The following is a 21807-nucleotide window of genomic DNA, read 5'->3' on the forward strand; positions in this document are numbered from 1 at the left end:
GATATTGCCGGCGACGAAACGCAAACGGCGGGCCTGCGACCCGCCATTGTCAACGCCTCGGCTTCGATCGAGCCTACCAGAGATCGTAGCGTAGTCCGACTTTGACTTGATGATTGTTGATTCCTTTGCGGATCGGAAAGGAAGTCAGGCTCTCGGCAGTCACATATTCGGCGTCTGGCGCGGAAAAATACTGATAGCCCAGATCGACTGAGACGTTCTTGGACACTTGGTAGGCAAGGCCGGCATTCAGCGTGTAGGCGAAGGAGTATTGGGTCTTGTTGTCACGCAGGACGAAATCGTCGGTGGGGTCGGCGTTGTCGGTGAAGTAGCTCGCCGAGAGGCGACGCTTGCTCTGCAGGATACCGACACCAGCGCCGAGATAAGGTGTGATTCCGACATAGGTGCCAAGGTCGACATAGCCGTTGAGTATGCCTGAGAAGGCATAGTTCTTCAGGGTCGCCGATGCCACGGTCGTTCCGTCGTTATAGCCGACGTCGATCTTGTTGCCGGGAAGATAGCCGACATTGAGATCGGCGCGCAGATAGTCGTTGAAATGGTAGCCGAAGCCGATGCTGGCGAAGATGGGATCTTCCTTTTCGTCGAAGCTCGCGGGTGTAAAGGCGAAATGCTCATCCTTGAAGCTCTTCTGCACCAGATAGGAGACATCGCCGCGCAGATACCATCCCGAGCCAACCTCGACCGGTACATAGTCGGGCGCCTGGTCGACATAGACCGGCGGTTCGTAATCGGCGCCAAGCGCCGGCGTCAGCGGCACCAGGACGACTGCTGCAAGCGCCAGTGCTATAGGCGATTTGAATGTCATGGTCCTCGGCTCCCGAACTTGGCGCATTCGCGATCGCGCGCGCCGTTTCAGACAGCATTGTTAACCATAGTGGTTAAGTGCGGGTTAAGGATAACAAGGCGTTAGCAATTGATTTGATCCGTTTTCGCTCCTCGAGCCGGACGGTGTTACAGGGCAACGCAGCATCTTTAGGCAGCCAAACGAAACCGCCCGGCATCAGCCGGGCGGTCGACGAATTCCTCGATTTCGAAGCGACTACTTCGTGTAGACGGGCTCGGGTTCCGGGACGTAAGGCTCCGGCGGCGCACAGTCCGACCTGCCGAACTGGTAGCGCAGGCCGCCGCGCACTTCGTGAACGTTGATACCTTTGTCATAGCCGGGGCCGACATTGGGGAGGGAGGCATAGTCGAACATCTTACCGCCGTTGATGTGGCTGAAGCGGTAGCCGACATCTAGTTTGACGCGGTCAGTCAGGCAGTAGGATGCGCCCGCCATGGCAGCATAGGCAAACCGCCAGCCCTTGCCACCGGCATGATCAAATGAACCGTCGCTGTCCACGTTGTGCAGTTCATCCCACTTGACCCAGGCACCGCCGATGCCGGCGCCGACGTAAGGCGTGATCCCATGCCAGGTGCCGATATCGACATAGGCGTTGGCCAAGAGCAGCAGCGCCGAATAGGACGAGGTATCGACGGACGTGCAAGGCGTTTGCTGTGGGCCGCAGAAGCCGTTGGTCGAGCCGCGGAATTTGGACTTGCTCATCCAGTCCAGGGTGAGATCGGTGCGGAAATGCTCGTCGATCTGGTAACCAACACCGCCGCCGGCCGAGAAGGCGCCATCCAGCTTGCCTGTATCGAACTTGCCGGGATTCTGGGGCGCCACACCGTAGGTGATGTAGTCGCCACCACGAAACCTCGACCAGTGATAGTCGATGTCGCCGCGGATATACCAGCCGCCGAATTCGGCCGGCTGCTCATAGGCAACCGGTGGCGGTGCCTCCTCGACGACGGGCGGCTCGACGAAATCGGCGGCGAATGCCGGTCCGACGCCGGCAAACAGCGCGGCCAGAAGAGCCATTCTAGCTGTGTTGAACATGCTTATCACCCCTGAGAACCCTCGAACGGCGAACGCGCCCGAAATGTGATTGACCTCAGTTGTGGATAATGAATCGGAAAGGTTAAAAGGCGTTTAACCGTATTGATTAACCACGAATCTCTAAAAGTCGAGCAATCTGGCGGCCGTTGCTGCAGGCGGAGCTGGCCGCGACCCAATAAAAAAGCCCGCCGGCAAGGCGGGCTTTTGAACCGATGTTGGAGGGAGATCAGGCGGCGCTGCGCGTTTCCGAAATGACCTCGACGATGTCGTTGACCACGGACTCGACAAGCTGCGGGTCGTCGCCCTCCGCCATGACGCGGATGAGCGGCTCCGTGCCGGATGGCCGGATGACCAGGCGCCCGGCCTTGCCGAGGCGATTGCGCGCATCTTCGATCGCCGCCTTGACCGGCGCCTCCTCCAGCGGCTTGCCGCCGGAAATATGCACATTCTTCAAAAGCTGCGGCACCGGCTCGAATTTCTTCGACAGTTCGCTGACCGGTCGGTTATGCCGCTTGATGCAGGCGAGCACTTGGAGCGCCGAGACGAGGCCGTCGCCGGTGGTCGAGAAATCGGACAGCACGATGTGGCCCGACTGTTCGCCGCCGACATTGAGTCCATGGGCACGCATGTGCTCGACGACATAGCGGTCACCGACCTTGGTGCGATGCAACTGCAGGTTCATGTCGCCGAGGAAGCGTTCGAGGCCGAGATTGGACATCACCGTCGAGACGACGCCGCCGCCGGCCAGCCGTCCGCTCTGCTGCCAGGATTCGGCGATCAGCGCCATGATCTGGTCGCCATCGACGATCGCGCCGTTCTCGTCGACAATGACGACACGGTCGGCATCGCCGTCGAGCGCAATGCCGATATCGGCGCGCACCTCGTGCACCTTCTTTTGCAGACCGGCCGGATGAGTCGAGCCGCATTCCTTGTTGATGTTGAAGCCGTTGGGCTCGACATTGATGGCAACGACCTCGGCGCCGAGTTCCCACAGCGCGTCGGGCGCCACCTTGTAGGCGGCGCCATTGGCGCAATCGACGACGATGCGCAGGCCCGACAGCGACATCGAGCGCGGCAGCGTGCGCTTGGCGAATTCGATATAGCGGTCATGCACGCCGTCGACGCGTTTGGCGCGGCCAAGCCCATCGGAATCGGCGAGCGCCAGTTCGATATCCTTGTCGAGCATCCCTTCGATACGCTCCTCGATCTCATCGGACAGCTTGTAGCCATCGGGGCCGAACAGCTTGATGCCGTTGTCGTAATAGGGGTTGTGCGAGGCAGAGATCATCACGCCGATATCGGCGCGCAGTGAGCGCACCAGCATGGCAACAGCCGGCGTCGGGATCGGGCCGAGCAGGAAGACATCCATGCCGGCGGCGCACAGGCCGGACACCATGGCGTTCTCGATCATGTAGCCGGAAAGCCTGGTATCCTTGCCGAGCACGACGCGGTGGCGGTGGCTGCCGCGCTGGAACGAGAGGCCGGCGGCCATGCCGACCCGCATGGCGACCTCCGCCGTCATTGGAAACTTGTTGGCGCGCCCACGAATGCCGTCCGTACCGAAATAATGTCCTGCCATGTTCGCCAGCTTCCCGATGGTTCTTTCCGAGCATCTCATGCCATAAAATGGCCCAAGCCCCGTCATCACATTGTATGATTATGGACGACCAATCCTTAGAAAATTGTTGTTTTGTGTGTTTTACGTCACGCTAGTGTGTTGATTTTCAAGTTCCGAGCCCTTGTTGCGGCAGCAGCATCAGAAACATCAACTCAAACCTCATCTGGATCCTTTGGGCTGTGGCAGTGTGGCCTTGAACCCGAATCCGCATCGTGCTGCTCCAGACAGCGGTGGGCTCAGGTCCGCCGCAGCCGCCGATTTGACTGGCTGTCATTCGACGCAGTGTCCTCGCTGGGAACCAGCCATAGGCGCGCGCTCCGTGCAATGCACCCGGACGAACTTGGCGGGGAGACGGTCCCGGCAACGAATTCATCACCTTAAAGAAAAGAATGCACTTCTAAATTTGTCTCTACGCTACTTAGCATCTGGCGCAACCAGCCGTTGAGCGCTATTGCTGCACTGGGACATATCATGAACCGCCGTAGGGAGAAAACGCATGCTCATCCACCGACTTGCCACTTTGACGGGTCTTGCCGTCGCGACCTTATTCCTGGCGGCGCCTGCCAGCGCGCTGACCATGGCCGAGTGCAGCACCAAGTATAACACGGCCAAGGACGCGGGAACGCTTGGCGGGCAGAACTGGAACCAGTTCCGCAAGGCCCAATGCGGCACCGATGCTTCCGCCGCTACAACCGAACCCGCGCCAGCCAAAGCCACGGCCAAGGCTGCCGACACGACCAAGGCAGCCGCCGCCGACGATGCGGCGCCGGGCCTGACGGCGAAGGAGTGCAGCACCAAATACCAGGCCGCCAAGGCTGCCGGCACGCTCAACGGCATGAAGTGGAACGATTTCCGCAAGACCCAGTGCGCCGCCGGCGCGACGGCAGCCGCACAACCCGCCGCCAAGACCAAAGCAGCGGCGGCCAGCAGCGATGACGCAGCGCCTGGGCTGACGGCCAAGGAATGCAGCACCAAATACCAGGCCGCCAAGGCTGCCGGCACGCTCAACGGCATGAAGTGGAACGACTTCCGCAAGAGTGAATGCGCCGCCGGCGCAAGTGCAGCCGCACAACCCGCCGCGGCACCTGCCAAGGCGACGACAGCCGCCGCGACCGATACCGGCAAAGGCGTCAGCATGGCGGATTGCAGCGCCAAATATCAGGCTGCCAAGGCCGGCAACACGCTGAACGGCATGAAGTGGAACGACTTCCGCAAGAGCCAATGCGGCGCCGGCGCAGCCGACGACGACACCCTGCCGGCTCCCGATGCCAAATACACCGGCGATCCGCAACCGCCGACCATCACCGCCCCCCAGGGCGTGAAATTCCCGACGGCGATCTCCAAGAAGTATGCAACCGAGACCCCGGCCAAGGGCCGCATGCACACCTGTCTCGACCTCTACTACGCCAACAAGGACGCCAACACGCTGGGCGGCCTCAGGTGGATCCAGAAGGGCGGCGGCTTCTACAGCCTCTGCAACGCCAAGCTGAAGAGCTGACCGGCGCCACCATCCGACGACATGAGCCCGCGAGCCGCAAGGTTCGCGGGCTTTTTGTTGCTGCCGAACAAGTGAGAGGGCCTTCCGAGGTCGAACCAACTGTCAGATCGTGTTTCTTGGCTCTGTCCGGCCGACATCGATCTCGGCACCACCGGAACTCTCATAGCCAGAAGCAGAAAACCCGCCTCGGCGGGCGGGTCATCAGCGCCAATTGGCACCATACTCAGATTAGTAGCATAGCTGCCGGCACAAAGCAAGAACAAAATGTGGCGCCGCCGGCAAAAAATGCGAGCTTCATTCTCCGGCGCGCCTTGTCGATCTTCCCGAAGTCGTCAACGAGGCCGATAGAAGGCCCCCATTCCTTCGCGCCTCTCTCTGTCCTGCCGGACATCTCCCCCGCGAGGCGGGAGATTGGCCGTCATCGTCACTTTCGCCAATTTCCTGCGATGCAGGAAGGGTCGCATTCCCCAAGAGAAAACGCCGCGGTTAGAGCCGCGGCGTTTCGAAGTCGATCTGTGCCGGGCCGGAGCCTAGCTTGACGGCTGAGGTTCCATGCCGCCTTCGGGCTCGGGGCCTTTCTTGCGGCGGCCGGACTTCGGCACGGCCGACCCGCGGCTCGGCGGCGTGTCGTCGCCAAGGTCGCGCGCGGGCTTATTGCCGGCGATCAGCTGCTTGATCTCCTCGCCGGACAGCGTCTCGTATTCGAGCAGGCCCTGCGCCAACGCGATCCATTCCTTCTTTTTCTTGGTCAGGATGGACCTTGCCGTTGAATAGGCCTCGTCGATCAGCCGGCGCACTTCGGCGTCGATGATTTGCGCCGTCTCTTCCGAGATGTTCTGCGTGCGCGCCACCGAATGGCCGAGGAACACCTCCTCCTGGTTGTCGCCATAGGCGACATGGCCGAGCTTGTCGGAGAAGCCCCAGCGCGTCACCATGGCACGCGCCAGCTTGGTCGCCTGCTCGATATCGGAGGAGGCGCCGGAGGTGATGTTCTCCTTGCCGAACTTGAACTCCTCGGCGACACGGCCGCCCATCATGATGGCGAGGCGCGAGATCATGTATTTGTAGCTCATCGAATAGCGGTCGCCTTCCGGCAGCTGCATGACCATGCCGAGTGCCCGGCCGCGCGGAATGATGGTCGCCTTGTGCAGCGGATCGGCCGACGGCACGTTGAGCGCCAGGATGGCATGACCAGCCTCGTGATAGGCGGTCAGCTCCTTCTCGGCCTGTGTCATCGCCGACGAGCGGCGCTCGGCGCCCATCATGATCTTGTCCTTGGCGTCCTCGAATTCGGCCATGGTGACGAGGCGCTTGTTGCGCCGCGCCGCCATCAGGGCGGACTCGTTGACCAGGTTCATCAGATCGGCGCCGGAAAAGCCCGGCGTGCCGCGCGCGATCACCTTGAGGTCGACATTGGGCGCCAGCGGCACGTTGCGCACATGCACCTTCAGGATCTTCTCGCGGCCGACGATGTCGGGGTTCGGCACCACCACTTGGCGGTCGAAGCGGCCCGGCCTCAGCAGCGCCGGATCGAGCACGTCTGGCCGGTTGGTGGCGGCGATCAGGATGATGCTTTCGTTGGATTCGAAGCCATCCATCTCGACCAGCAACTGGTTCAGCGTCTGCTCGCGTTCATCATTGCCGCCGCCCAGGCCGGCGCCGCGATGGCGGCCGACCGCGTCGATTTCGTCGATGAAGATGATGCAAGGCGCGTTCTTCTTGGCCTGGTCGAACATGTCGCGAACGCGGCTTGCGCCGACGCCGACGAACATCTCGACGAAGTCCGAGCCCGAAATGGTGAAGAACGGCACGTTGGCTTCACCCGCGACCGAGCGGGCGAGCAGCGTCTTGCCGGTTCCAGGAGGACCGACGAGCAGCACACCGCGCGGGATCTTGCCGCCGAGCCGCTGGAATTTCTGCGGGTCGCGCAGGAACTCGACGATCTCTTCCAGATCTTCCTTGGCTTCGTCGACGCCGGCGACGTCCTGGAAGGTGACGCGGCCATGTGCTTCGGTCAAAAGCTTGGCCTTCGACTTGCCGAAGCCCATGGCGCGGCCGGAACCGGACTGCATCTGGCGCATGAAGAATATCCAGACGCCGAGGATGAGGATCATCGGCAGCCAGGAGATCAGGGTGCCGAACAGCGAATTGGAGCCGTCGGATTCAGGACGCGCGTTGATGGTGACGTTCTTGTCCTGCAGCCGCGAAACCAGTGACGGGTCCCCAGGCGAATAGGTCTGGAAACCGTTGGAACTGTCCGTGTAGTTGCCGGAGATACGGGCGCCGGCGATGGTCACCGACTTGATCCGTCCCGCCGCGACTTCCTGCAGGAACTGCGAATAGGGAACATCGCTCGAGGCTCCACGCGTCTGCGGCGTCTGGAAAAGATTGAAGAGAGCGATGAGCAGGACCGCTATGATCGCCCAGAGCGCGAGGTTGCGATAATTCGGATTCATCAATTGTCCCGTTGGTGCCCGCTGGGCGGACACGCGTCGTGAGAGGAAACTTGGCCCTAACATAGGGAGAGCGTCTCCCATTGCCAAGCATAACAGCAGGTCTCGGTTAAGCTTTCGCCCGTGGTAGGCCGGCATTGTGGCCGCCGAACGGCACGGCTGGAACGGGCGCCGCGCCAAGCAACGCGGCGACGGCATCGGCCGGCGCCAGATCGAAGGACGGCAGGAAACGGGCGAAGGGCGCGACTGCCGGATATGCGGCGACAGCCGCCGGCATCGGGCCTTCCCCGGGCAAACCCGGGCCTTCCCCCAGCAAACCAAGGCATTCGCCATCCCGCCAGAGCGCCGGCTCGGCGGCCAGGGCGGCACGCACAAGGCTTGCCGGCGTGCCATGCCCGGCAATTGCCCGCTTTGCGGCAAGAGCCGCCCCGAGCGGTGCTACCAACAGCGGCGCGATCAACAATGCACCTGGACTGTCGCCCAATGTGATCCGTCTGCGGCCGTCCCACAGGGCACTGCCGGAAACCGCAACAGGGGGCGGCAGATCGCGCAATTCGCGGTGCAGAAAGATGCCGGTACGCCGGGCATCGATCACGGTCCGCGACAATGTGGCACAAAGCGGCCCGGTGCGGAACCGGCCGAAAAGGGCTTCGCTGCGGGCCTGGTCGGGAAGGAAGGCGGTGCCGCCGGTCGCCGCCAGCAGGATGCGCAGCGCATAAATGGCCGACCGGCTGTCGGCGGCCGTCGCAAAATCCCGATCGAGCCGGACGAGGCCGGCGGCCGGCCTGGAGGCCAAGCTGCGGATCAGCATGGCCGCGCGATGTCCCAGCTGCTCACGCTCGACCGCCGCCTTGCTGGCCAGCGCCATAGCTTCAGCCATGCGAGGCGCATCGTCGCCTTCAACAAGTGCTGCGCGGACGCGCGGCCGCTCGAAAGCGGTGTCGGCATTGGTCGGATCTTCGATCCAGACAACCTGTTCACGCCGCAGGAATTCGCGCAGCTCAGCACGCCTTACGCCGAGCAGCGGCCGCACGATCCAGTGCCGCCACTCGTAGAGGGTTGCCGGCGCCATGCCGGCAAGGCCCCGCGCTTCGTCGCGCGGCCTCTCCTCACCTGGCCCGTCGTCACGTGCTTGCCGCATCAGCACGGTCTCGGCCTGGTCGTCGGCGGTGTGGCCGGTCAGGATCAGGCCGATGCCTGCCGCTTCGGCGGCCTCGGCGAGCAGCCGGTAGCGGGCTTCGCGCGCGGCGGCGGGCAGGCCGGTCGATGGTTTGTGCCCCGACCAGGCGAGGATGCGATGGGCAATGCCGCGCGCCGCGCACAGCCTGGCCACGGCTTGCGCTTCCGCTGCCGCTTGCGGCCGCAATTGATGATCGATCGTTACCGCCAGCAATTTCGTTGCCGGGGCGTTACGATCGAGATGGGCTTTGAGGAGGAGGAGAAGGGCGGTCGAGTCGCTGCCGCCGGACACGGCCGCAACAGCGCCGTTGGAAAAGTCGATCCGCGAAAAATCCGAAAGGTCAGGCTCGCTGTCGAGCGTCATGCATGTCGCCCAAGCGTGGGCCCGGTTTTGCGGCAACGACACGCAACGGAAAAACTAGCACGCCGCGAGTGCCCTTTCCTGCTTGACCCGCTCCTTGAGCGCGCCGGAAATATCGGGGTAGCGCTTGCCGATCTCGCTGAAAGTGGCACAGGCCACGTCGCGCTGCTTCAGCCCGACCAGTGAAACGCCGAGCTTCAGCAGCATGTCTGGCGCCTTCTTGGCCTTGGGATAGTCCTTGCTGGCAGCGAGGAAAGTCTCGGCCGCATCGCGGTATTTCTGCTGGCCGAGCAGCGATTCACCAAGCCAGTAATGCGCGTCCGCTGCTTTGGCGTCCTTGGGAAAACGGGCGATATGGTCGCGGAAGCCCTGTTCGGCGGTGCTGTAGTCGCCCGACAGGATGAACTGGTAAGAATTGCGGTAAAGCTCTTCCGGATCGTTGGTCGACGGGAGTGCCGCGACCACCGTATCATCGGATTTACCGGCCTTGTTGCCGGCTGCGCTGGCGCCGTTGGCTGGGGCCGTATTCTGCCGCGGCGCATTCGCTTGCGCATTGCCATCGGCTTCGACGACATTGCCGTTTTTGTCGACGGTGATGGTGCCGAACGTCTTGGGCGGCGCGCCGGGGATCAGCTTGCCGGGATCGCCGTTGGGCGATTCGACGATGACGTCCTCGACGCTCTTATCGCCTGCTGGCGGCGCGTCCGCAGCGGCTGGAGCCGGCGTTGCCGGCGCCTCCGCCACGTTACCGTCGCCATTGGGGCTGTCGCTGCTGGGCGCGGCCTCGGACTTCTTCTGCTCGGCCGGCTGCTGCGCGCCTTGCGGACCGCCTTCCAGCTGCTGGAAGCGGAATTCGTTGTCTTCCTGCTGCTTGCGGATCTGCTCCTGCATCTGCAGGACCTGGAAATTGAGTTCCTCGATCTTGCCATTCATCTGCCGGAGCTGTTCCTCCAGCGCCGGAGTGCCGGTGCCATCCTGTTGCGCGAATTGAACCTGATCCGGCTTTTTCTTTTCGCCAAAAATGCCGGGCAGTTTGATCGTCGGCAGGTGGAAGGAAAAACCGCTTTCCGATGACTGCCCGGTGCCGTTTGCCCCGTCAGCAAGTGCCGCGATACTTGATACGAGCAGCAGCGCAAGCGTGCCGCTCAAGACCGATCTGAAATGCATGTGCCTCTCGCCGTGAAACCATTGTTGCGCGCCTCTCATTCGAAGTAGACCAGCCAACTGGGACTAGCCAGACGCTCTCGGCTCTTAACAGGACGTGAGACTTCGGCCAAATTTTGTTTGGAGCGAGCAGATATGAAAAAGGCGGCCCTGCGGCCGCCTTTCGCACCAAGTGTTGCATTTTTGCCGATCAAGAACCGGCGCCGCCCAGCGTGGTAACGGCGCGGCGGTTCTGCGACCAGCAGGAGATGTCGTCGCAAACCGCGACCGGACGCTCCTTGCCGTAGGAAATGGTCTTCAGGCGCTGCGCCGAAACACCCTTGGCGACCAGGAAGTCGCGTGTGGCGGCAGCACGGCGGGCGCCGAGCGCCAGATTGTATTCGCGCGTGCCGCGCTCGTCGGCATGGCCTTCGATGACGATGGCATACTGCTTGTACTGGTTCAGCCACTGCGCCTGGCGCGACAGCGTCGTCTGCGCATCGGCGCGGATCGAGGACGAATCGGTGTCGAAGAAGATGCGGTCGCCGATGTTGACGGTAAAGTCCTGGGCCGATCCGGGCGTTGCCGCGCCGGCGCCGTTGAGGCCGAGATCGGCGGCGCTGTTCGGCGTCTTCTTCGAGGCGCAACCGGTGATCGCGAGCATCGCGACCAGCGCGATCATGACCGGGTTTGTGGTAAGTGCTGCGATACGGCCCATGCCGCCTCTCCTTCGCAATTCGAGTGATTTCATTGATCGTCCAGTAACCACGTTTGGGTTAACCGGCGCTCAAGAAACACGGTTAAAATTTGGTTTTCGGCTGCCGTCCGCAACCGTTCTGCCGAGGGGCGACAATGAGCGCGGACCGTAGGCGGAAATGCGGCTAAAACATGAAAAAGAGGGAATTGAGGAACTGAAGAACCGAGGAATTGAGGAATTGAGGAATTGAGCAAAGAGATCACCTCAGCTTCTCTCTGAGATTGACCAGCATTCCGTAGATACGGGCATAGGATTGCAACCAATCGTCGCGTTGCGCCTGCGTGATGTACTCGAGGTCGAACGCATACGAAATCCAGGTCTCCACCTCACTGTATGATCCTATGGCCATCGAAATGAAGCGTGCGAATTCGGGCTTGGAGTGAGTCTGTTTAGCAAAGCCTTCGGCGAAATTGGCGCAGATCGCCTTGCTGGAACGACGTAGTTGATCGGCGAGCGCGTATTGCTCCATTTCGGAAAAGCAAGCGTGGCTCTGTGTACCCCAAGGGAAACCGCATAGGCACGCTTATAGACTTCTAAATCCCTCGCGTGCTCGATGTAGACCCCTGCCTTCTCCATTCTTCAGTTCTTCAACTCGTCAACTCGTCAGTTCTTCAATTCCTCAGTTCTTCTTCCATCACTCCAGCAGCGGCGACCAGGCCGGATCCGAGGCGAAGTTCGCCGTCGGGATCGACTGTTCGTTGCGGCCGGTGAGATCGACCGAAACAAGTTTTGGTCCACCATTGGAATCGCGGAAGAACATCAGCACCCGGCCGTTGGGCGCCCAGGTCGGCCCTTCCTGCTGAAAGCCGGTGGACAGGATGCGCTCACCCGAACCGTCGGTGCGCATGACGCCGATCTGGAATTCGCCGCCGGTCTGCTTGGTGAAGGCGATGAGATCGCCGCGCGGCGACCACACCGGCGTCGAATAGACGCCGTCGCCAAACGAGATGCGGGTCTGGCCCGAGCCGTCGGCGCCCATCACATAGATCTGCGCGCGGCCGCCGCGATCCGAGGTGAACACCACCTTGCTGCCGTCAGGCGAGTAGGACGGTGAGGTGTCGATCGCGGTCGAATTGGTGAGCCTGGTCGTCGAGCGGCTTCTCAGATCCATGGCGAAGATGTTGGAATTGCCGTCATCGCGCAGCAGGCTCATGATCACCTTCTGGCCGTCCGGCGAAAAGCGCGGCGCAAACGTCATGCCGGGGAAATTGCCGACCAGCTCGCGCTGCCCCGTCTCGATCTGCAAAAGGTAAACCCGCGGCTGGCCGCTCTCGTAGGACATGTAGGTGATTTCCTGCCGGTTCGGCGAGAAGCGCGGCGTCAGCACGATCGATTTGCCGTTCGAGAGATAGCGGACGTTGGCGCCGTCCTGGTCCATGATGGCAAGCCGCTTCTTGCGCGCATTCTTGGCACCGGACTCATCGATGAAGACGACGCGCGTGTCGAAATAGCCCTTCTCGCCGGTCAGCCGCTCGTAGATCGCATCGGCGATGATATGGCCGACGCGCCTGGTATTGGCGTCGTTGGCGAAGAACTGTTCGCCCGAGAGCTGCTGGCCGGCGAAGGCGTCCCACAGCCGGTACTGGGCGCGGACACGGCCGTCGGCTTCCTTGCCGACGCTGCCGGTGACCAAAGCCTGGGCGTTGATTACCTTCCAGTCCTCGAAGCGGGGCGTGGCATCCGGGTTGGAGATCTTTTCAATGAAAGCGCTCTTGTCGATCGGAGCAAACAGGCCCGAGCGCTTCAAATCGTCGATGACGATCCCCGATATCTCCGCGCCCAACGCGTCGCCCGATTGAAAGTCGGTGATGGCGATCGGCAGAGGCTCGATATTGGGTTGAGTCAAATCGAGTTGGACCAACGCCTTTGCCGGCAGCGTGGCGAGCCCGCTCATGGCGGTCGCAATCGTGCCGATCAGCATCAGCGTCGTAAGCAACTTCTTCATTCGTTCAGCCTCGTTGTTCTCTCGGCAATCAATACATGTCGCTGGGGATGAAATTGACCTCGACCTCGTTCCATCCCAGTTCGCCGTCATACTTTGCGACGGGCAGATTGTAGGGCGCACATCGCAGCACTGCGCGCCGCGCTGCTTCCGAGGCAACTCGGGAGCCCATTGAGCCATCGCCTGCGGATCCGACTTCCGGAGCGCCGTCGATCTCGCCATTTTGAGTGAGCTTCATCCTGATGGTGACTTTTTGGCTGTCGCCATCGAATGTGCCGGGTGTCACACTCCAGCAGCGTTTGATCTGGGCCTTCAGGCCATCAAGCTCGCTCTGCGAGAGTTTGGTGCCTTGGTTCTTCTCGCCGCCGAGCGAAGCCTGCTGGGTCGAGCGCTTGGCGCCGCCGCCGGACGGTTTCTGCTTGTCCAGCAGCGCCGAAATCTCGTCGGCATTGAATTGCTTGTCGTCCGATTTCGGCCTGGACGAGGCTTCCTTGACCGGCTTGTCGGTGTCCTTGCGCTCCGGCGCCTTCGCGCTTTCAGCCTGGGCCGGCTGCGGCTTCGGCCGAGCCTCGGGCGCCGGCGCCGAGTCCGGAAGCTGCGCCTCCTCGGTCGGCGGTTGCTTGGCAATCGCCTCGGCGACGGCATCCGGCTTGACCTCGGGCTGCGGATCGATCGCGGCGGTCTTGTCCTGCGGCGGCGTGGGCGTCGGCTCCTTGGCCGGCGTCGGCTTGGGATCGGTCTGCTTGACCGGTTCGGGCTTGACCTCTTCCTTCGGCTGCGGCACCGGCGCTACCTCCGTTGCGGGAATAGGCTTCGGCTTTTCCGGCGGCTTCGGCACGTCCTCGGGCTTGGGCTTTTCGACCGGCGTCGGCGCGGGTGGCGGAGCCGCCGTCATATCGACCGGCTTGGGCTTGGCCTCAGGCGTCGGCGGCTTGTCGGTATCGATGCTGTTCTCGCCGACTTTCTGGGCATCGGGAACGATGTCGGGACGCTGTGTCGGCAGCGGCGCCGGCTTTTCGTGCATCACGGCTTTCTTGTCGCCCTGCAAAACCTGCGAGACGGCCTCCATCGGCACAATGTCGACTGCGACCGACTCGACATCGGACGACGGAAGCGCAGCCGGCGCCGACAGCGTGAACAGCCCGAAGGCGATCGCCACCGTATGCAAGATCACCGATGTGGTGAGGCCGGTCCTCATCTCGCGTTTATTGATCCTGTTTCGGCAGTGTAATCAGGCCGAGGTTCTTGTAGCCTGCGTCCTGGATGAGACCCATCACCACCATCGCGTCGCCATAATTGGTGGTCTTGTCGCCCTTGACGTAAATGCGCTCTTCGTAGCCGGTCTTAGAAATCGCCTTCAGCTTGGCGATCAGCTCCTCCTGCGGGATTTCGGTCTCCTGTACGAAGATCTTGCCTGTGCCGTCGATCGTAATCGTAATCGGCTGGGTATCGGCGTTCATCGCCTTGGCCTTCGTCTCCGGCAGGGTGACCGGCACGCCGACCGTCAACATGGGTGCGGCGACCATGAAGATGATCAGCAGCACCAGCATCACGTCGACCATCGGCGTGACATTGATTTCCGATATCATCGCGTGATGGCGGCCGCGCCGCCTGTGGCCTCGACCACCGCGTCCTCCGCCACCCGCGCCTACAGACATTCCCATGATCGTTCCTCAGGCCTTCTGCGCGACTTTTTCATCGATTTGGCGCGAGAGTATGGCGGAGAACTCATCCGCGAACCCTTCCATGCGGACGGCGATCTTGCTCGCGTCGGACGACAGCTTGTTGTAGGCGATGACGGCGGGGATGGCGGCGAGCAGGCCGATGGCCGTCGCCAGCAGCGCTTCGGCGATACCGGGCGCGACCACCGACAGGCTGGTGTTCTTCGAAGCGGCGATCGCCTGGAACGAGGTCATGATGCCGATCACGGTGCCGAACAGGCCGATGAAGGGCGCCGCCGAGCCGGTGGTGGCGAGGAAGCCGAGCCGCCCTTCCAGCTTTTCCATCTCGCGGGTCAGCGCCAGATCCATAGCCTTGTCGATGCGGGTCTGCAGGCCGAGCGGCGATTTTGCGCCCTTCTCGAAGCTCTTCTTCCATTCGCGCATGGCGGCGACGAAGATCGCGCTCATGCCGGTCGTCTTGCGGTCGGCGAGCGTGCGGTAAAGCTCTTCCAGCGACTGCCCCGACCAGAACACCTGTTCGAAGCGGTTGAGCGCCAGCCGCATGCGGGCATAGGCGACGAGCTTGTCGACGATGATCGCCCAGGTCCAGATCGAGGCACCAAGCAGCCCGATCATGACCAGCTTGACCACCCAACCGGCCTGCATGAACAAGGCCCAAATCGATAAATGCGCGCCCGGTTCGGCGAGAGCGATGTTTTCCATGTTACGTCCTTAAAGATTTTCCGGGCGTGGCTGGCGGCTGGCCCATGGGCATCCCTTGTGGTCCGTTCGCGTTAAGCTTGCGGAATAACCCCAAATGCACCGTTGGCGGCCTTTTCGGGGCAAATATTGGTGAAAGGAAGGCGCTTGGATTCTTCCAATCTTAACCAATCCCTTCATGGACCGTTATGGTTAAGGATGGGTTAGGACGTACAGCGCGGCGCATTGCCGCGCCCCGACGACCAGCCCGGCGATCCTCGCCTCGACCGGGAGCTCCGGATCTTCCGCCTCTGAACTCTTATTTGCGCGTTCCGGGCATGAAGGCTGCCACCCAATCCTTGGGAAAGCGCCGCGGCCGGCCGTTCTCGCCGACGATCGCCGCTTCGACCCGCGCCTCGACCAGCACTTCGCTGCCGCGTTTCAACTGCTGCGCCATGACGATGCGGGCGCCGGAAATGTCTTCGGTGCGCGTATCGATGGTCAGGATGTCATCCATGCGGGCCGAACCGCGGAAATCGATCTCCATGCGCCGCACCACCCAGACTATTTTCTCGCCATGCTTGCCGTCGGCAAGCTCGGTGTGGTGGACGCCGGCCAGCCGCAGATAGTCGGACCGGCCGCGCTCGAAGAATTCGAGATAGCGCGCGTGGTAGACGACGCCGGAAAAATCGGTGTCTGCATAATAGACCCGCGCCATCAATCGATGGCCGAATTCCGTGAGCGCGCCGGAAAGTCCGGCGGACAATGCCGATTCACCGTGATCGTCCATTGCTGTCCTTTTGGCCCGACAGGCCCTGTTTCAAGCAACACCTGTTTTGCGCATAGACCGGCGATGATCAAGACCTGGAGGGCTGGGCCGGGGACTGCCAGCACCGAAGCCATAAGCAGCGGAACTTAGGGTTCTTCCTGGAACAGGCTGATCTGCTGCTGCGCCAGGTCCTTTGGCGCGTCGAGGCCGAGATGCCGCCAGGCATTGGCCGCCAGCACGCGGCCGCGCGGGGTACGCATGATGAAGCCTTGCTGGATCAGAAAGGGTTCGATGATGTCCTCGATGGCATCGCGTGGCTCGGAAAGCCCGGCCGCGATGGTCTCGATGCCGACCGGCCCGCCGCCGAAATTCCGGGCGATCATCGACAGATAACGGCGGTCGAGCGCGTCGAGGCCGAGCCCGTCGACCTCCAGCCGCGTCAGCGCCTCGTCGGCGACCTTGCGGTCGACATGACCGTCGCCGGCAACGCTGGCGAAGTCGCGCACCCGGCGCAACAGCCGGCCGGCGATGCGCGGCGTGCCGCGCGCCCGCCGGGCGATCTCCAAGGCACCGTCGCCGCCGAGCGGCATGGCAAGGATGCGGGCGCCGCGCCGCACGATCTGCTCGAGTTCCTCGACCGAGTAGAAATTGAGCCGCACCGGAATGCCGAAGCGGTCGCGCAGCGGGTTGGTCAAAAGGCCGAGCCGGGTGGTGGCGGCGACAAGCGTGAAGCGGGCCAGGTCGATCTTGACCGAGCGCGCCGCCGGCCCCTCGCCGATGATCAGGTCGAGCTGGAAATCCTCCATCGCCGGATAGAGGATTTCCTCGACCGCCGGGTTGAGCCGGTGGATCTCGTCGATGAACAGCACGTCGCGGTCTTCGAGGTTGGTGAGCAGCGCCGCGAGATCACCGGCCTTGGCGATGACCGGACCCGAGGTCGAGCGGAAATTGACGCCGAGCTCGCGCGCCATGATCTGCGCCAGCGTCGTCTTGCCGAGGCCGGGCGGGCCGACGAACAGCACATGGTCGAGGGCTTCGCTGCGGCCCTTGGCGGCCTCGATGAAGACTTTGAGATTGGCCCGCACCGCCGCCTGGCCTACGAAGTCGCCAAGCGTCTGCGGCCGCAAGGTCTGCTCGGCGTCCTCGCCGCGTCTGTCGGGAGCAATGAGGCGTGGCGAAAGGCTCATGCGCATACCGCCCGAAAGAAAAAGTTTGTATCGATACCGATCAACGTCACCCGGCACCCTCTCGTTCGTCGCCGTGCTCCTTGCCAACAACATGGCGGCCCACTGCATCTCTTACCACCGCGTCGATCTGTTCCAGCGCAGCAGGCCCGTCAGGTGGATCGCCTAGAAATCCAGCGACGTCGGCAAATTCGAGATTGCGCGGCGTTCCTATCAGGAGACCATCCACGACCGTCCCCGCAACAGTATCGCCTGACTTGAGCGACAACTCGTTCCGGACTTTCTTTGGAATCGTAAGCTGCCCCCTGGAGGTCAAGCTTGCATATCCGACCATGCTCTTGTTCCTAGTCGGAATTTATTTGTCGGGCAACGTCTCACCGTGCCAGCTCCTTCAGCCCGAAGCGGATCAGCTTCGACGCGTCCGCCTCTTCGCCTGCCGTCTTCAGCGCCGCCGCCACTGCATTGGCGGCGGTGTCTCGCGAATAGCCGAGATTGACCAGCGCCGAGACGGCATCGGTGATCGGCGCCGAGGCGACGCCCTCGCCGAGCTCCTGCTTCAGGCCGATGGTGCCGGAGGCAGTGCCCGCATAGGCCGGCGTCTTGTTCTTCAATTCGGTGACGATGCGCTCGGCCACCTTCTTGCCGACGCCCGGCGCACGGCTGACCATGGCGATATCGCGCAACGCAATCGCATTGGCGAGATCGGCCGGCGCCAGCGTCGATAGGATGGCCAGCGCCACCTTGGCGCCGACGCCTTGCACATTGTTCATCAACAGCCGGAACCATTCGCGCTCCAGCACCGACTGGAACCCATAGAGCCGCAGCATGTCCTCGCGCACATAGGTCTCGATGAACAGCACGACCGCCTCGCCCGGCCGCGGCAATGCCGCCAGCGTGCGCGCCGAGCAGTAGGCGACGTAGCCGACGCCATGCACGTCAACGACGCAGAAATCCTCGTCGATCTCGTCCAGCGTGCCTTTTAACTTGCCGATCATTTGAGCTTGCCGATCATGCCGGGTGGGTTTCCGGAGAGATGATATCGAGGTCCGGGAAATAGCTGCGATAGCGCGCGGCATCGCGCGTCAGCAGCCGATGCCCGGCGACAACCGCATGGGCGCCGATAAAGAAATCCGGCAGCGTTCGTTCGCCAATGCCGCCGGCCCGGCGATAGCGCGAGTGCGTGAGACCAGCGAGGAAGGCTGCTTCCCACGGCAGGAATTCGCGATCCATCTTGAGCATGTCGACTGCTTGGCGAAGGGCCTGTTCGGTCGCAATCAACGGCGCGAGCTCGGACCAGACGATTGCATTGATTACGAGTGCGCCGTCGCGCCGGCATGCGGTAATCGCGGATGCCGACCATTTCGTCTCCCGTCCGGCAGGACCCCAAACGTCGATCAGGACATTTGTGTCAATCAATGTCGAGATCTTCACGTGGGCCCCTCAGCCATTCCATATATTCGTTCGCCGTCATGCCTCCCAGATCCAGCGTACCGGCCATACGGCCGAGCATCTGGCTGAATCTGCGCGAGGCTTCCTCCTCCGACATGTTTTCGTCGACGGCTATGACACGAGCCCCGTCCTCGGTGGGGACGAACTCCACCTCCGAGCCCGGGCTGATACCCAGATGATCCCGTATTTCCTTCGGGATGGTCACTTGGCCCTTGGTGGTAACGCGCATGGTAATACCTCGTTGGTATTACTTATTGCCCACTGGAGAACAAGTCAAGAACAACCTTATCCGGCCAGCGCCACCATCCTGTAGGCGATGCTCTGCCGGTGATGCGCGTGACAGATGGCGATAGCCAGCGCGTCGGCAGCGTCATCGCTGTCGAACGTCGCCTTCGGCATCAGCACCTTGACCATCATGTGGATCTGCTTTTTGTCGCCATGGCCGACGCCGATCACCGCCTTTTTGACGGCGTTTGGCGCATATTCGGCAACGACAAGGCCGGCACGCGCCGGCACCAGCATGGCGATGCCGCGTGCCTGGCCAAGTTTCAACGTCGCCGCCGCGTCCTTGTTGACGAAAGTTTGCTCGACCGCCGCCTCGTGCGGCATCGCGGCATGCAGGACCTCGGCGAGCCCGTCATGCAATTGGCAAAGACGCACCGCCAGCGCGGCCTTGTCGTCGGACCGCACCGTGCCGGAAGCGACGAAGCGCAGCGAATTGCCGAGGCTCTCGACGATGCCCCAGCCGGTGCGCCTCAGCCCCGGATCGATGCCGATGATGCGAATCGCTTCCCCCATCCGTCAAGTCTACCTTCGGGGGGACAGCGATGCCAGCGAAATGTGAACAAACCAGAAACAGCAAGCCGAGTCTGTTTAGAGAATGTTTGAGAGTCGCTCTGGCGAGACAGATGGCTTGGTTTTCGAGAACCGGAGCGGAGCGTACATAAGTACGCGAGCACCGGAAGCGCAGAAAGCGGCGCTAGTCTCGTCGTTTGAATAACTGTTGGCGCGAGCGACAGACGGTCCTCTGATCCTTTGGCGGATGTGACAGCCATCTCGGTTTCAACCGCGCAATGCTGCCGCAACGACGCTCTCCAGTGGCGTTGTCGGTCGACCGATCAGCCGGCTCATGGCGCCGCCGTCATCGAACAACGCTCCGCGTGAGGCTGCAATGTCGGCATCGGCCAGGATAGCGGCGAGATCGGCGGGCAGCCCGGCGCCTGTCAACACGCCCTCATAGGCCACCCCGGCAAGATCGTTGTAGGCGATCGCCTTGCCCGATTGCCGCGAGACCTTCGCCGCAAGCTCGGCGAGCGTGAACGCTTGGTCCGCCGCGAGCTCGTAAATCCTCCCTGCTTGATCCTCGCTCGTCAGCACCACGGCCGCGGCCTCGGCATAATCCTGCCGCGCCGCGGACGAGAAGCGCCCCTCATTTGCGGCGCCGATGAAGGCGCCGTGCTCCAGAGCCGCCGGGAGCGCCATCAGATGGTTCTCGGTGTACCAGCCGTTGCGCAGGATGACGGCGGGTAGGCCGGAGGCCGCGATGACCTCCTCCGTCTGCCGATGTTCGACCGCGAGCCTCGCGGGAGACGTGTCCGCATGCAGCATGCTTGTGTAAGCGATCAGCGAAACCCCCACCCGTTGGGCGGCCTTGATCACTGACCGATGCTGCGGCAAGCGGCCGCTGACTTCGGTCGAGGAAATCAGCAGCAGTCTATCGACGCCGGCCAGCGCCATCGGGAGCGTGTCGGGACGATCATAGTCCGCCTCCCGCACGACTACGCCGCGTTGGACAAGATCGCTGGCCTTTGCCGGATCACGAACCGCCGCAACGATCCGGCTGGCCGGAACTGTCTTCAGCAGTGCGTCGATCACGAGACGGCCAAGCTGTCCTGTTGCTCCAGTTATTGCGTACATCGTTCTGTCCATTTCGTGGTTGGATGGATTGAGAGCCTCAGATAGCGGCTCTCGTTACCCGCGGAAACCACGTATCTTGTAGTTACCATCATTTTCCGGTAACCAACTGGAAACTCTCATGGAAGATGCGCGATGGTCCTCAGGATGCGAACGAAGGTGAAGGCGCTTCCCGGCTGCCCCATGTCGAGGTGCATGGCGCTGCTTGGCGGGTGCTGGACACCCGAGGTGCTCTGGTCCTTGAGCGACGGCCCGCGCCGGTTCTCCGAATTGCGCCGCGATATCCCAGCCATTTCGGCGAAGGTGCTGACCGGCAGGTTGCGCGATCTCGAGGAGCGTGGCGTCCTCGCACGCCACGTGATGCCGACATCGCCGCCGACCGTGGAGTATGAGCTGACGTCATTGGGGCAGGAGCTGCTCCCAGCGATCAGGTCTATCGTGGAGGTCGGATCGCGCCTGCTGCTGCGTGATTCTCCCCGCCTGATGATCGCGAGCCCATCCCTTCGCGGTTAGTCTAGATGGCCGCCGGAGTAGAATTATGAAACGGTCTCTCAGCCGCGGGCGAAAGCCGTGTTGAGCAGCGTGATCTGGTCGGAGACCGGATTGAGGCGACGGCTCGACGGCGGCACCTCGGCAAGGCCGCCATAGATCTCCTCGTCCATGCGGCGCACCAGCGCCTGCAGCCGCAGCGAACGGTTGACGAGGTCGATGAAATCCTTCGGCAGCTCGGCCCAGCCGGGCGCCTCGTCATGCGCCGAGGCAGTGTCGAGACGCACCTTGGATTTTTCTGAGGCCACCTGATCGCGGGTCATCTCGCCGGAATTCGCCGCCCGCTGCAAAAGCAGCCACGAGGCGACCTGCATCAGCCTGGTGGTCAGCCGCATCGATTCGGCCGCATAAAGCGTCGCCGCCAGCCTCGACAGCTTCTTGGCCTCGGCGCGGCCCTTGCCGTCGAGATATTCGGCCGCCTGCTCGACCAGGCCCATGCCTTCCTGATAGAGCGGCTTGAAGGATTGGGAGAAAACCCGGCGCTCCGCCAGCTTGATGGTTTTCGCGCTCGCCTTCGAAGGCTCGTTCATCGCTACGCCCCTGCACTTGCCTGACAGCCGGCCGATTCGGCTCTTGGCCGCCATATCCGGCAGCCTAAACGACTGAAGCTTGAAAATGCGCTTCGCTGCCAGCGAAGGCAAGCACATGTTTAACAAACGGTTAACGGACGCATTTAGCCGGAAGGACGCCCATGCCGGCGGACAAAAAAAGAGCCGCGGATAAGGCGGCTCTCA

23 protein-coding genes are annotated in these 21807 nt (G+C 62.4%); 2 read left to right on the top strand and 21 right to left on the bottom strand.

Annotated features, from left to right (window positions below):
- Positions 1-73 precede the first annotated feature (73 nt).
- From NKH93_RS21820 to glmM, 3 genes are all read right to left on the bottom strand, one after another.
- Positions 74-823 (bottom strand): outer membrane protein, encoded by a 750-nt coding sequence (locus tag NKH93_RS21820; RefSeq protein WP_352972014.1) that lies wholly within the window; start codon positions 821-823, stop codon positions 74-76.
- 234 nt (positions 824-1057) lie between these two features.
- Positions 1058-1897 (bottom strand): outer membrane protein, encoded by an 840-nt coding sequence (locus NKH93_RS21825; protein ID WP_352471192.1) that lies wholly within the window; start codon positions 1895-1897, stop codon positions 1058-1060.
- Positions 1898-2123: 226 nt separating this feature from the next.
- Positions 2124-3476: a phosphoglucosamine mutase gene (gene glmM, locus NKH93_RS21830; protein ID WP_352471193.1), complete on the bottom strand. Its 1353-nt coding sequence runs from the start codon at positions 3474-3476 to the stop codon at positions 2124-2126.
- A gap of 874 nt (positions 3477-4350) precedes the next feature.
- Between glmM and NKH93_RS21835 the strand changes: the two genes are divergently transcribed.
- Positions 4351-5013, top strand: coding sequence for a hypothetical protein (locus NKH93_RS21835; protein ID WP_502893708.1), 663 nt, complete (start codon positions 4351-4353; stop codon positions 5011-5013).
- A gap of 530 nt (positions 5014-5543) precedes the next feature.
- On the opposite strand, the gene ftsH is transcribed toward NKH93_RS21835, so the two are convergent.
- From ftsH to NKH93_RS21920, 17 genes are all read right to left on the bottom strand, one after another.
- On the bottom strand, positions 5544-7469 hold the full coding sequence (gene ftsH / locus NKH93_RS21840) for an ATP-dependent zinc metalloprotease FtsH (protein ID WP_023677989.1): 1926 nt from the start codon (positions 7467-7469) through the stop codon (positions 5544-5546).
- Positions 7470-7575: 106 nt separating this feature from the next.
- Positions 7576-9009: a tRNA lysidine(34) synthetase TilS gene (gene tilS / locus NKH93_RS21845; protein ID WP_352972017.1), complete on the bottom strand. Its 1434-nt coding sequence runs from the start codon at positions 9007-9009 to the stop codon at positions 7576-7578.
- Between the two features lie 54 nt (positions 9010-9063).
- Positions 9064-10173 (bottom strand): tol-pal system protein YbgF, encoded by a 1110-nt coding sequence (gene ybgF / locus NKH93_RS21850; protein ID WP_352540300.1) that lies wholly within the window; start codon positions 10171-10173, stop codon positions 9064-9066.
- A gap of 187 nt (positions 10174-10360) precedes the next feature.
- On the bottom strand, positions 10361-10867 hold the full coding sequence (pal, locus tag NKH93_RS21855; RefSeq protein WP_023677992.1) for a peptidoglycan-associated lipoprotein Pal: 507 nt from the start codon (positions 10865-10867) through the stop codon (positions 10361-10363).
- Between the two features lie 238 nt (positions 10868-11105).
- The gene (locus tag NKH93_RS21860; RefSeq protein ID WP_352972020.1) at positions 11106-11375 is read right to left on the bottom strand and encodes a four helix bundle protein; all 270 of its coding nucleotides are present in this window, start codon (positions 11373-11375) and stop codon (positions 11106-11108) included.
- Between the two features lie 165 nt (positions 11376-11540).
- Positions 11541-12851 carry a Tol-Pal system beta propeller repeat protein TolB gene (tolB, locus tag NKH93_RS21865; protein WP_352471197.1) on the bottom strand — a complete coding sequence of 437 codons (1311 nt, stop codon included), beginning with the start codon at positions 12849-12851 and terminating at the stop codon, positions 11541-11543.
- A gap of 28 nt (positions 12852-12879) precedes the next feature.
- Entirely contained in the window at positions 12880-14046 is a 1167-nt protein-coding gene (gene tolA / locus NKH93_RS21870) for a cell envelope integrity protein TolA (RefSeq protein ID WP_352500781.1), read from the bottom strand.
- 7 nt (positions 14047-14053) lie between these two features.
- Positions 14054-14512, bottom strand: coding sequence for a protein TolR (gene tolR, locus NKH93_RS21875; RefSeq protein WP_023677996.1), 459 nt, complete (start codon positions 14510-14512; stop codon positions 14054-14056).
- A 9-nt stretch (positions 14513-14521) separates the two neighbouring features.
- On the bottom strand, positions 14522-15232 hold the full coding sequence (gene tolQ, locus NKH93_RS21880) for a protein TolQ (RefSeq protein WP_023677997.1): 711 nt from the start codon (positions 15230-15232) through the stop codon (positions 14522-14524).
- A gap of 295 nt (positions 15233-15527) precedes the next feature.
- Positions 15528-15998 (bottom strand): tol-pal system-associated acyl-CoA thioesterase, encoded by a 471-nt coding sequence (ybgC, locus tag NKH93_RS21885; RefSeq protein ID WP_352471199.1) that lies wholly within the window; start codon positions 15996-15998, stop codon positions 15528-15530.
- 125 nt (positions 15999-16123) lie between these two features.
- The gene (gene ruvB, locus NKH93_RS21890; RefSeq protein ID WP_352972023.1) at positions 16124-17164 is read right to left on the bottom strand and encodes a Holliday junction branch migration DNA helicase RuvB; all 1041 of its coding nucleotides are present in this window, start codon (positions 17162-17164) and stop codon (positions 16124-16126) included.
- Between the two features lie 46 nt (positions 17165-17210).
- Complete coding sequence (locus NKH93_RS21895) at positions 17211-17495, bottom strand: AbrB/MazE/SpoVT family DNA-binding domain-containing protein (protein WP_352972026.1); 285 nt, start codon at positions 17493-17495, stop codon at positions 17211-17213.
- 40 nt (positions 17496-17535) lie between these two features.
- Complete coding sequence (gene ruvA / locus NKH93_RS21900; protein ID WP_352972028.1) at positions 17536-18156, bottom strand: Holliday junction branch migration protein RuvA; 621 nt, start codon at positions 18154-18156, stop codon at positions 17536-17538.
- A gap of 13 nt (positions 18157-18169) precedes the next feature.
- On the bottom strand, positions 18170-18592 hold the full coding sequence (locus NKH93_RS21905) for a type II toxin-antitoxin system VapC family toxin (RefSeq protein ID WP_352767618.1): 423 nt from the start codon (positions 18590-18592) through the stop codon (positions 18170-18172).
- Positions 18570-18839, bottom strand: a complete 270-nt coding sequence (locus NKH93_RS21910) for an AbrB/MazE/SpoVT family DNA-binding domain-containing protein (protein ID WP_352972031.1) — start codon at positions 18837-18839, stop codon at positions 18570-18572. The genes NKH93_RS21905 and NKH93_RS21910 overlap by 23 nt, the downstream gene beginning before the upstream one ends.
- Positions 18840-18895: 56 nt before the next feature.
- On the bottom strand, positions 18896-19408 hold the full coding sequence (gene ruvC, locus NKH93_RS21915) for a crossover junction endodeoxyribonuclease RuvC (RefSeq protein WP_352972034.1): 513 nt from the start codon (positions 19406-19408) through the stop codon (positions 18896-18898).
- Positions 19409-19672: 264 nt separating this feature from the next.
- Positions 19673-20527 carry an SDR family oxidoreductase gene (locus tag NKH93_RS21920; protein WP_352814899.1) on the bottom strand — a complete coding sequence of 285 codons (855 nt, stop codon included), beginning with the start codon at positions 20525-20527 and terminating at the stop codon, positions 19673-19675.
- A 192-nt stretch (positions 20528-20719) separates the two neighbouring features.
- Here NKH93_RS21920 and NKH93_RS21925 point away from each other — a divergent pair, with 192 nt between their 5' ends.
- Complete coding sequence (locus NKH93_RS21925; protein ID WP_245274745.1) at positions 20720-21037, top strand: winged helix-turn-helix transcriptional regulator; 318 nt, start codon at positions 20720-20722, stop codon at positions 21035-21037.
- Positions 21038-21075: 38 nt separating this feature from the next.
- On the opposite strand, the gene rcdA is transcribed toward NKH93_RS21925, so the two are convergent.
- Complete coding sequence (rcdA, locus tag NKH93_RS21930) at positions 21076-21603, bottom strand: protease adaptor protein RcdA (protein ID WP_352450833.1); 528 nt, start codon at positions 21601-21603, stop codon at positions 21076-21078.
- Between the last annotated feature and the right edge of the window lie 204 nt (positions 21604-21807).

Source organism: Mesorhizobium sp. M0954 (assembly GCF_040319155.1).
GTDB lineage: Bacteria > Pseudomonadota > Alphaproteobacteria > Rhizobiales > Rhizobiaceae > Mesorhizobium.

Bases quoted from the DNA above. Each gene is read 5' to 3' on its own strand.
- NKH93_RS21920 (WP_352814899.1), bottom strand. From the start codon at position 20,527: ATGTACGCAATAACTGGAGCAACAGGACAGCTTGGCCGTCTCGTGATC.
- tilS (WP_352972017.1), bottom strand. From the start codon at position 9,009: ATGACGCTCGACAGCGAGCCTGACCTTTCGGATTTTTCGCGGATCGAC.
- tolB (WP_352471197.1), bottom strand. From the start codon at position 12,851: ATGAAGAAGTTGCTTACGACGCTGATGCTGATCGGCACGATTGCGACC.
- ybgF (WP_352540300.1), bottom strand. From the start codon at position 10,173: ATGCATTTCAGATCGGTCTTGAGCGGCACGCTTGCGCTGCTGCTCGTA.
- rcdA (WP_352450833.1), bottom strand. From the start codon at position 21,603: ATGAACGAGCCTTCGAAGGCGAGCGCGAAAACCATCAAGCTGGCGGAG.
- NKH93_RS21835 (WP_502893708.1), top strand. From the start codon at position 4,351: ATGAAGTGGAACGATTTCCGCAAGACCCAGTGCGCCGCCGGCGCGACG.
- NKH93_RS21925 (WP_245274745.1), top strand. From the start codon at position 20,720: ATGGCGCTGCTTGGCGGGTGCTGGACACCCGAGGTGCTCTGGTCCTTG.
- ybgC (WP_352471199.1), bottom strand. From the start codon at position 15,998: ATGGACGATCACGGTGAATCGGCATTGTCCGCCGGACTTTCCGGCGCG.
- tolR (WP_023677996.1), bottom strand. From the start codon at position 14,512: ATGGGAATGTCTGTAGGCGCGGGTGGCGGAGGACGCGGTGGTCGAGGC.
- NKH93_RS21860 (WP_352972020.1), bottom strand. From the start codon at position 11,375: ATGGAGCAATACGCGCTCGCCGATCAACTACGTCGTTCCAGCAAGGCG.
- NKH93_RS21895 (WP_352972026.1), bottom strand. From the start codon at position 17,495: ATGGTCGGATATGCAAGCTTGACCTCCAGGGGGCAGCTTACGATTCCA.
- NKH93_RS21910 (WP_352972031.1), bottom strand. From the start codon at position 18,839: ATGCGCGTTACCACCAAGGGCCAAGTGACCATCCCGAAGGAAATACGG.
- NKH93_RS21825 (WP_352471192.1), bottom strand. From the start codon at position 1,897: ATGTTCAACACAGCTAGAATGGCTCTTCTGGCCGCGCTGTTTGCCGGC.
- NKH93_RS21820 (WP_352972014.1), bottom strand. From the start codon at position 823: ATGACATTCAAATCGCCTATAGCACTGGCGCTTGCAGCAGTCGTCCTG.
- glmM (WP_352471193.1), bottom strand. From the start codon at position 3,476: ATGGCAGGACATTATTTCGGTACGGACGGCATTCGTGGGCGCGCCAAC.
- ftsH (WP_023677989.1), bottom strand. From the start codon at position 7,469: ATGAATCCGAATTATCGCAACCTCGCGCTCTGGGCGATCATAGCGGTC.
- tolQ (WP_023677997.1), bottom strand. From the start codon at position 15,232: ATGGAAAACATCGCTCTCGCCGAACCGGGCGCGCATTTATCGATTTGG.
- ruvC (WP_352972034.1), bottom strand. From the start codon at position 19,408: ATGGGGGAAGCGATTCGCATCATCGGCATCGATCCGGGGCTGAGGCGC.
- ruvA (WP_352972028.1), bottom strand. From the start codon at position 18,156: ATGATCGGCAAGTTAAAAGGCACGCTGGACGAGATCGACGAGGATTTC.
- tolA (WP_352500781.1), bottom strand. From the start codon at position 14,046: ATGAGGACCGGCCTCACCACATCGGTGATCTTGCATACGGTGGCGATC.
- ruvB (WP_352972023.1), bottom strand. From the start codon at position 17,164: ATGAGCCTTTCGCCACGCCTCATTGCTCCCGACAGACGCGGCGAGGAC.
- pal (WP_023677992.1), bottom strand. From the start codon at position 10,867: ATGGGCCGTATCGCAGCACTTACCACAAACCCGGTCATGATCGCGCTG.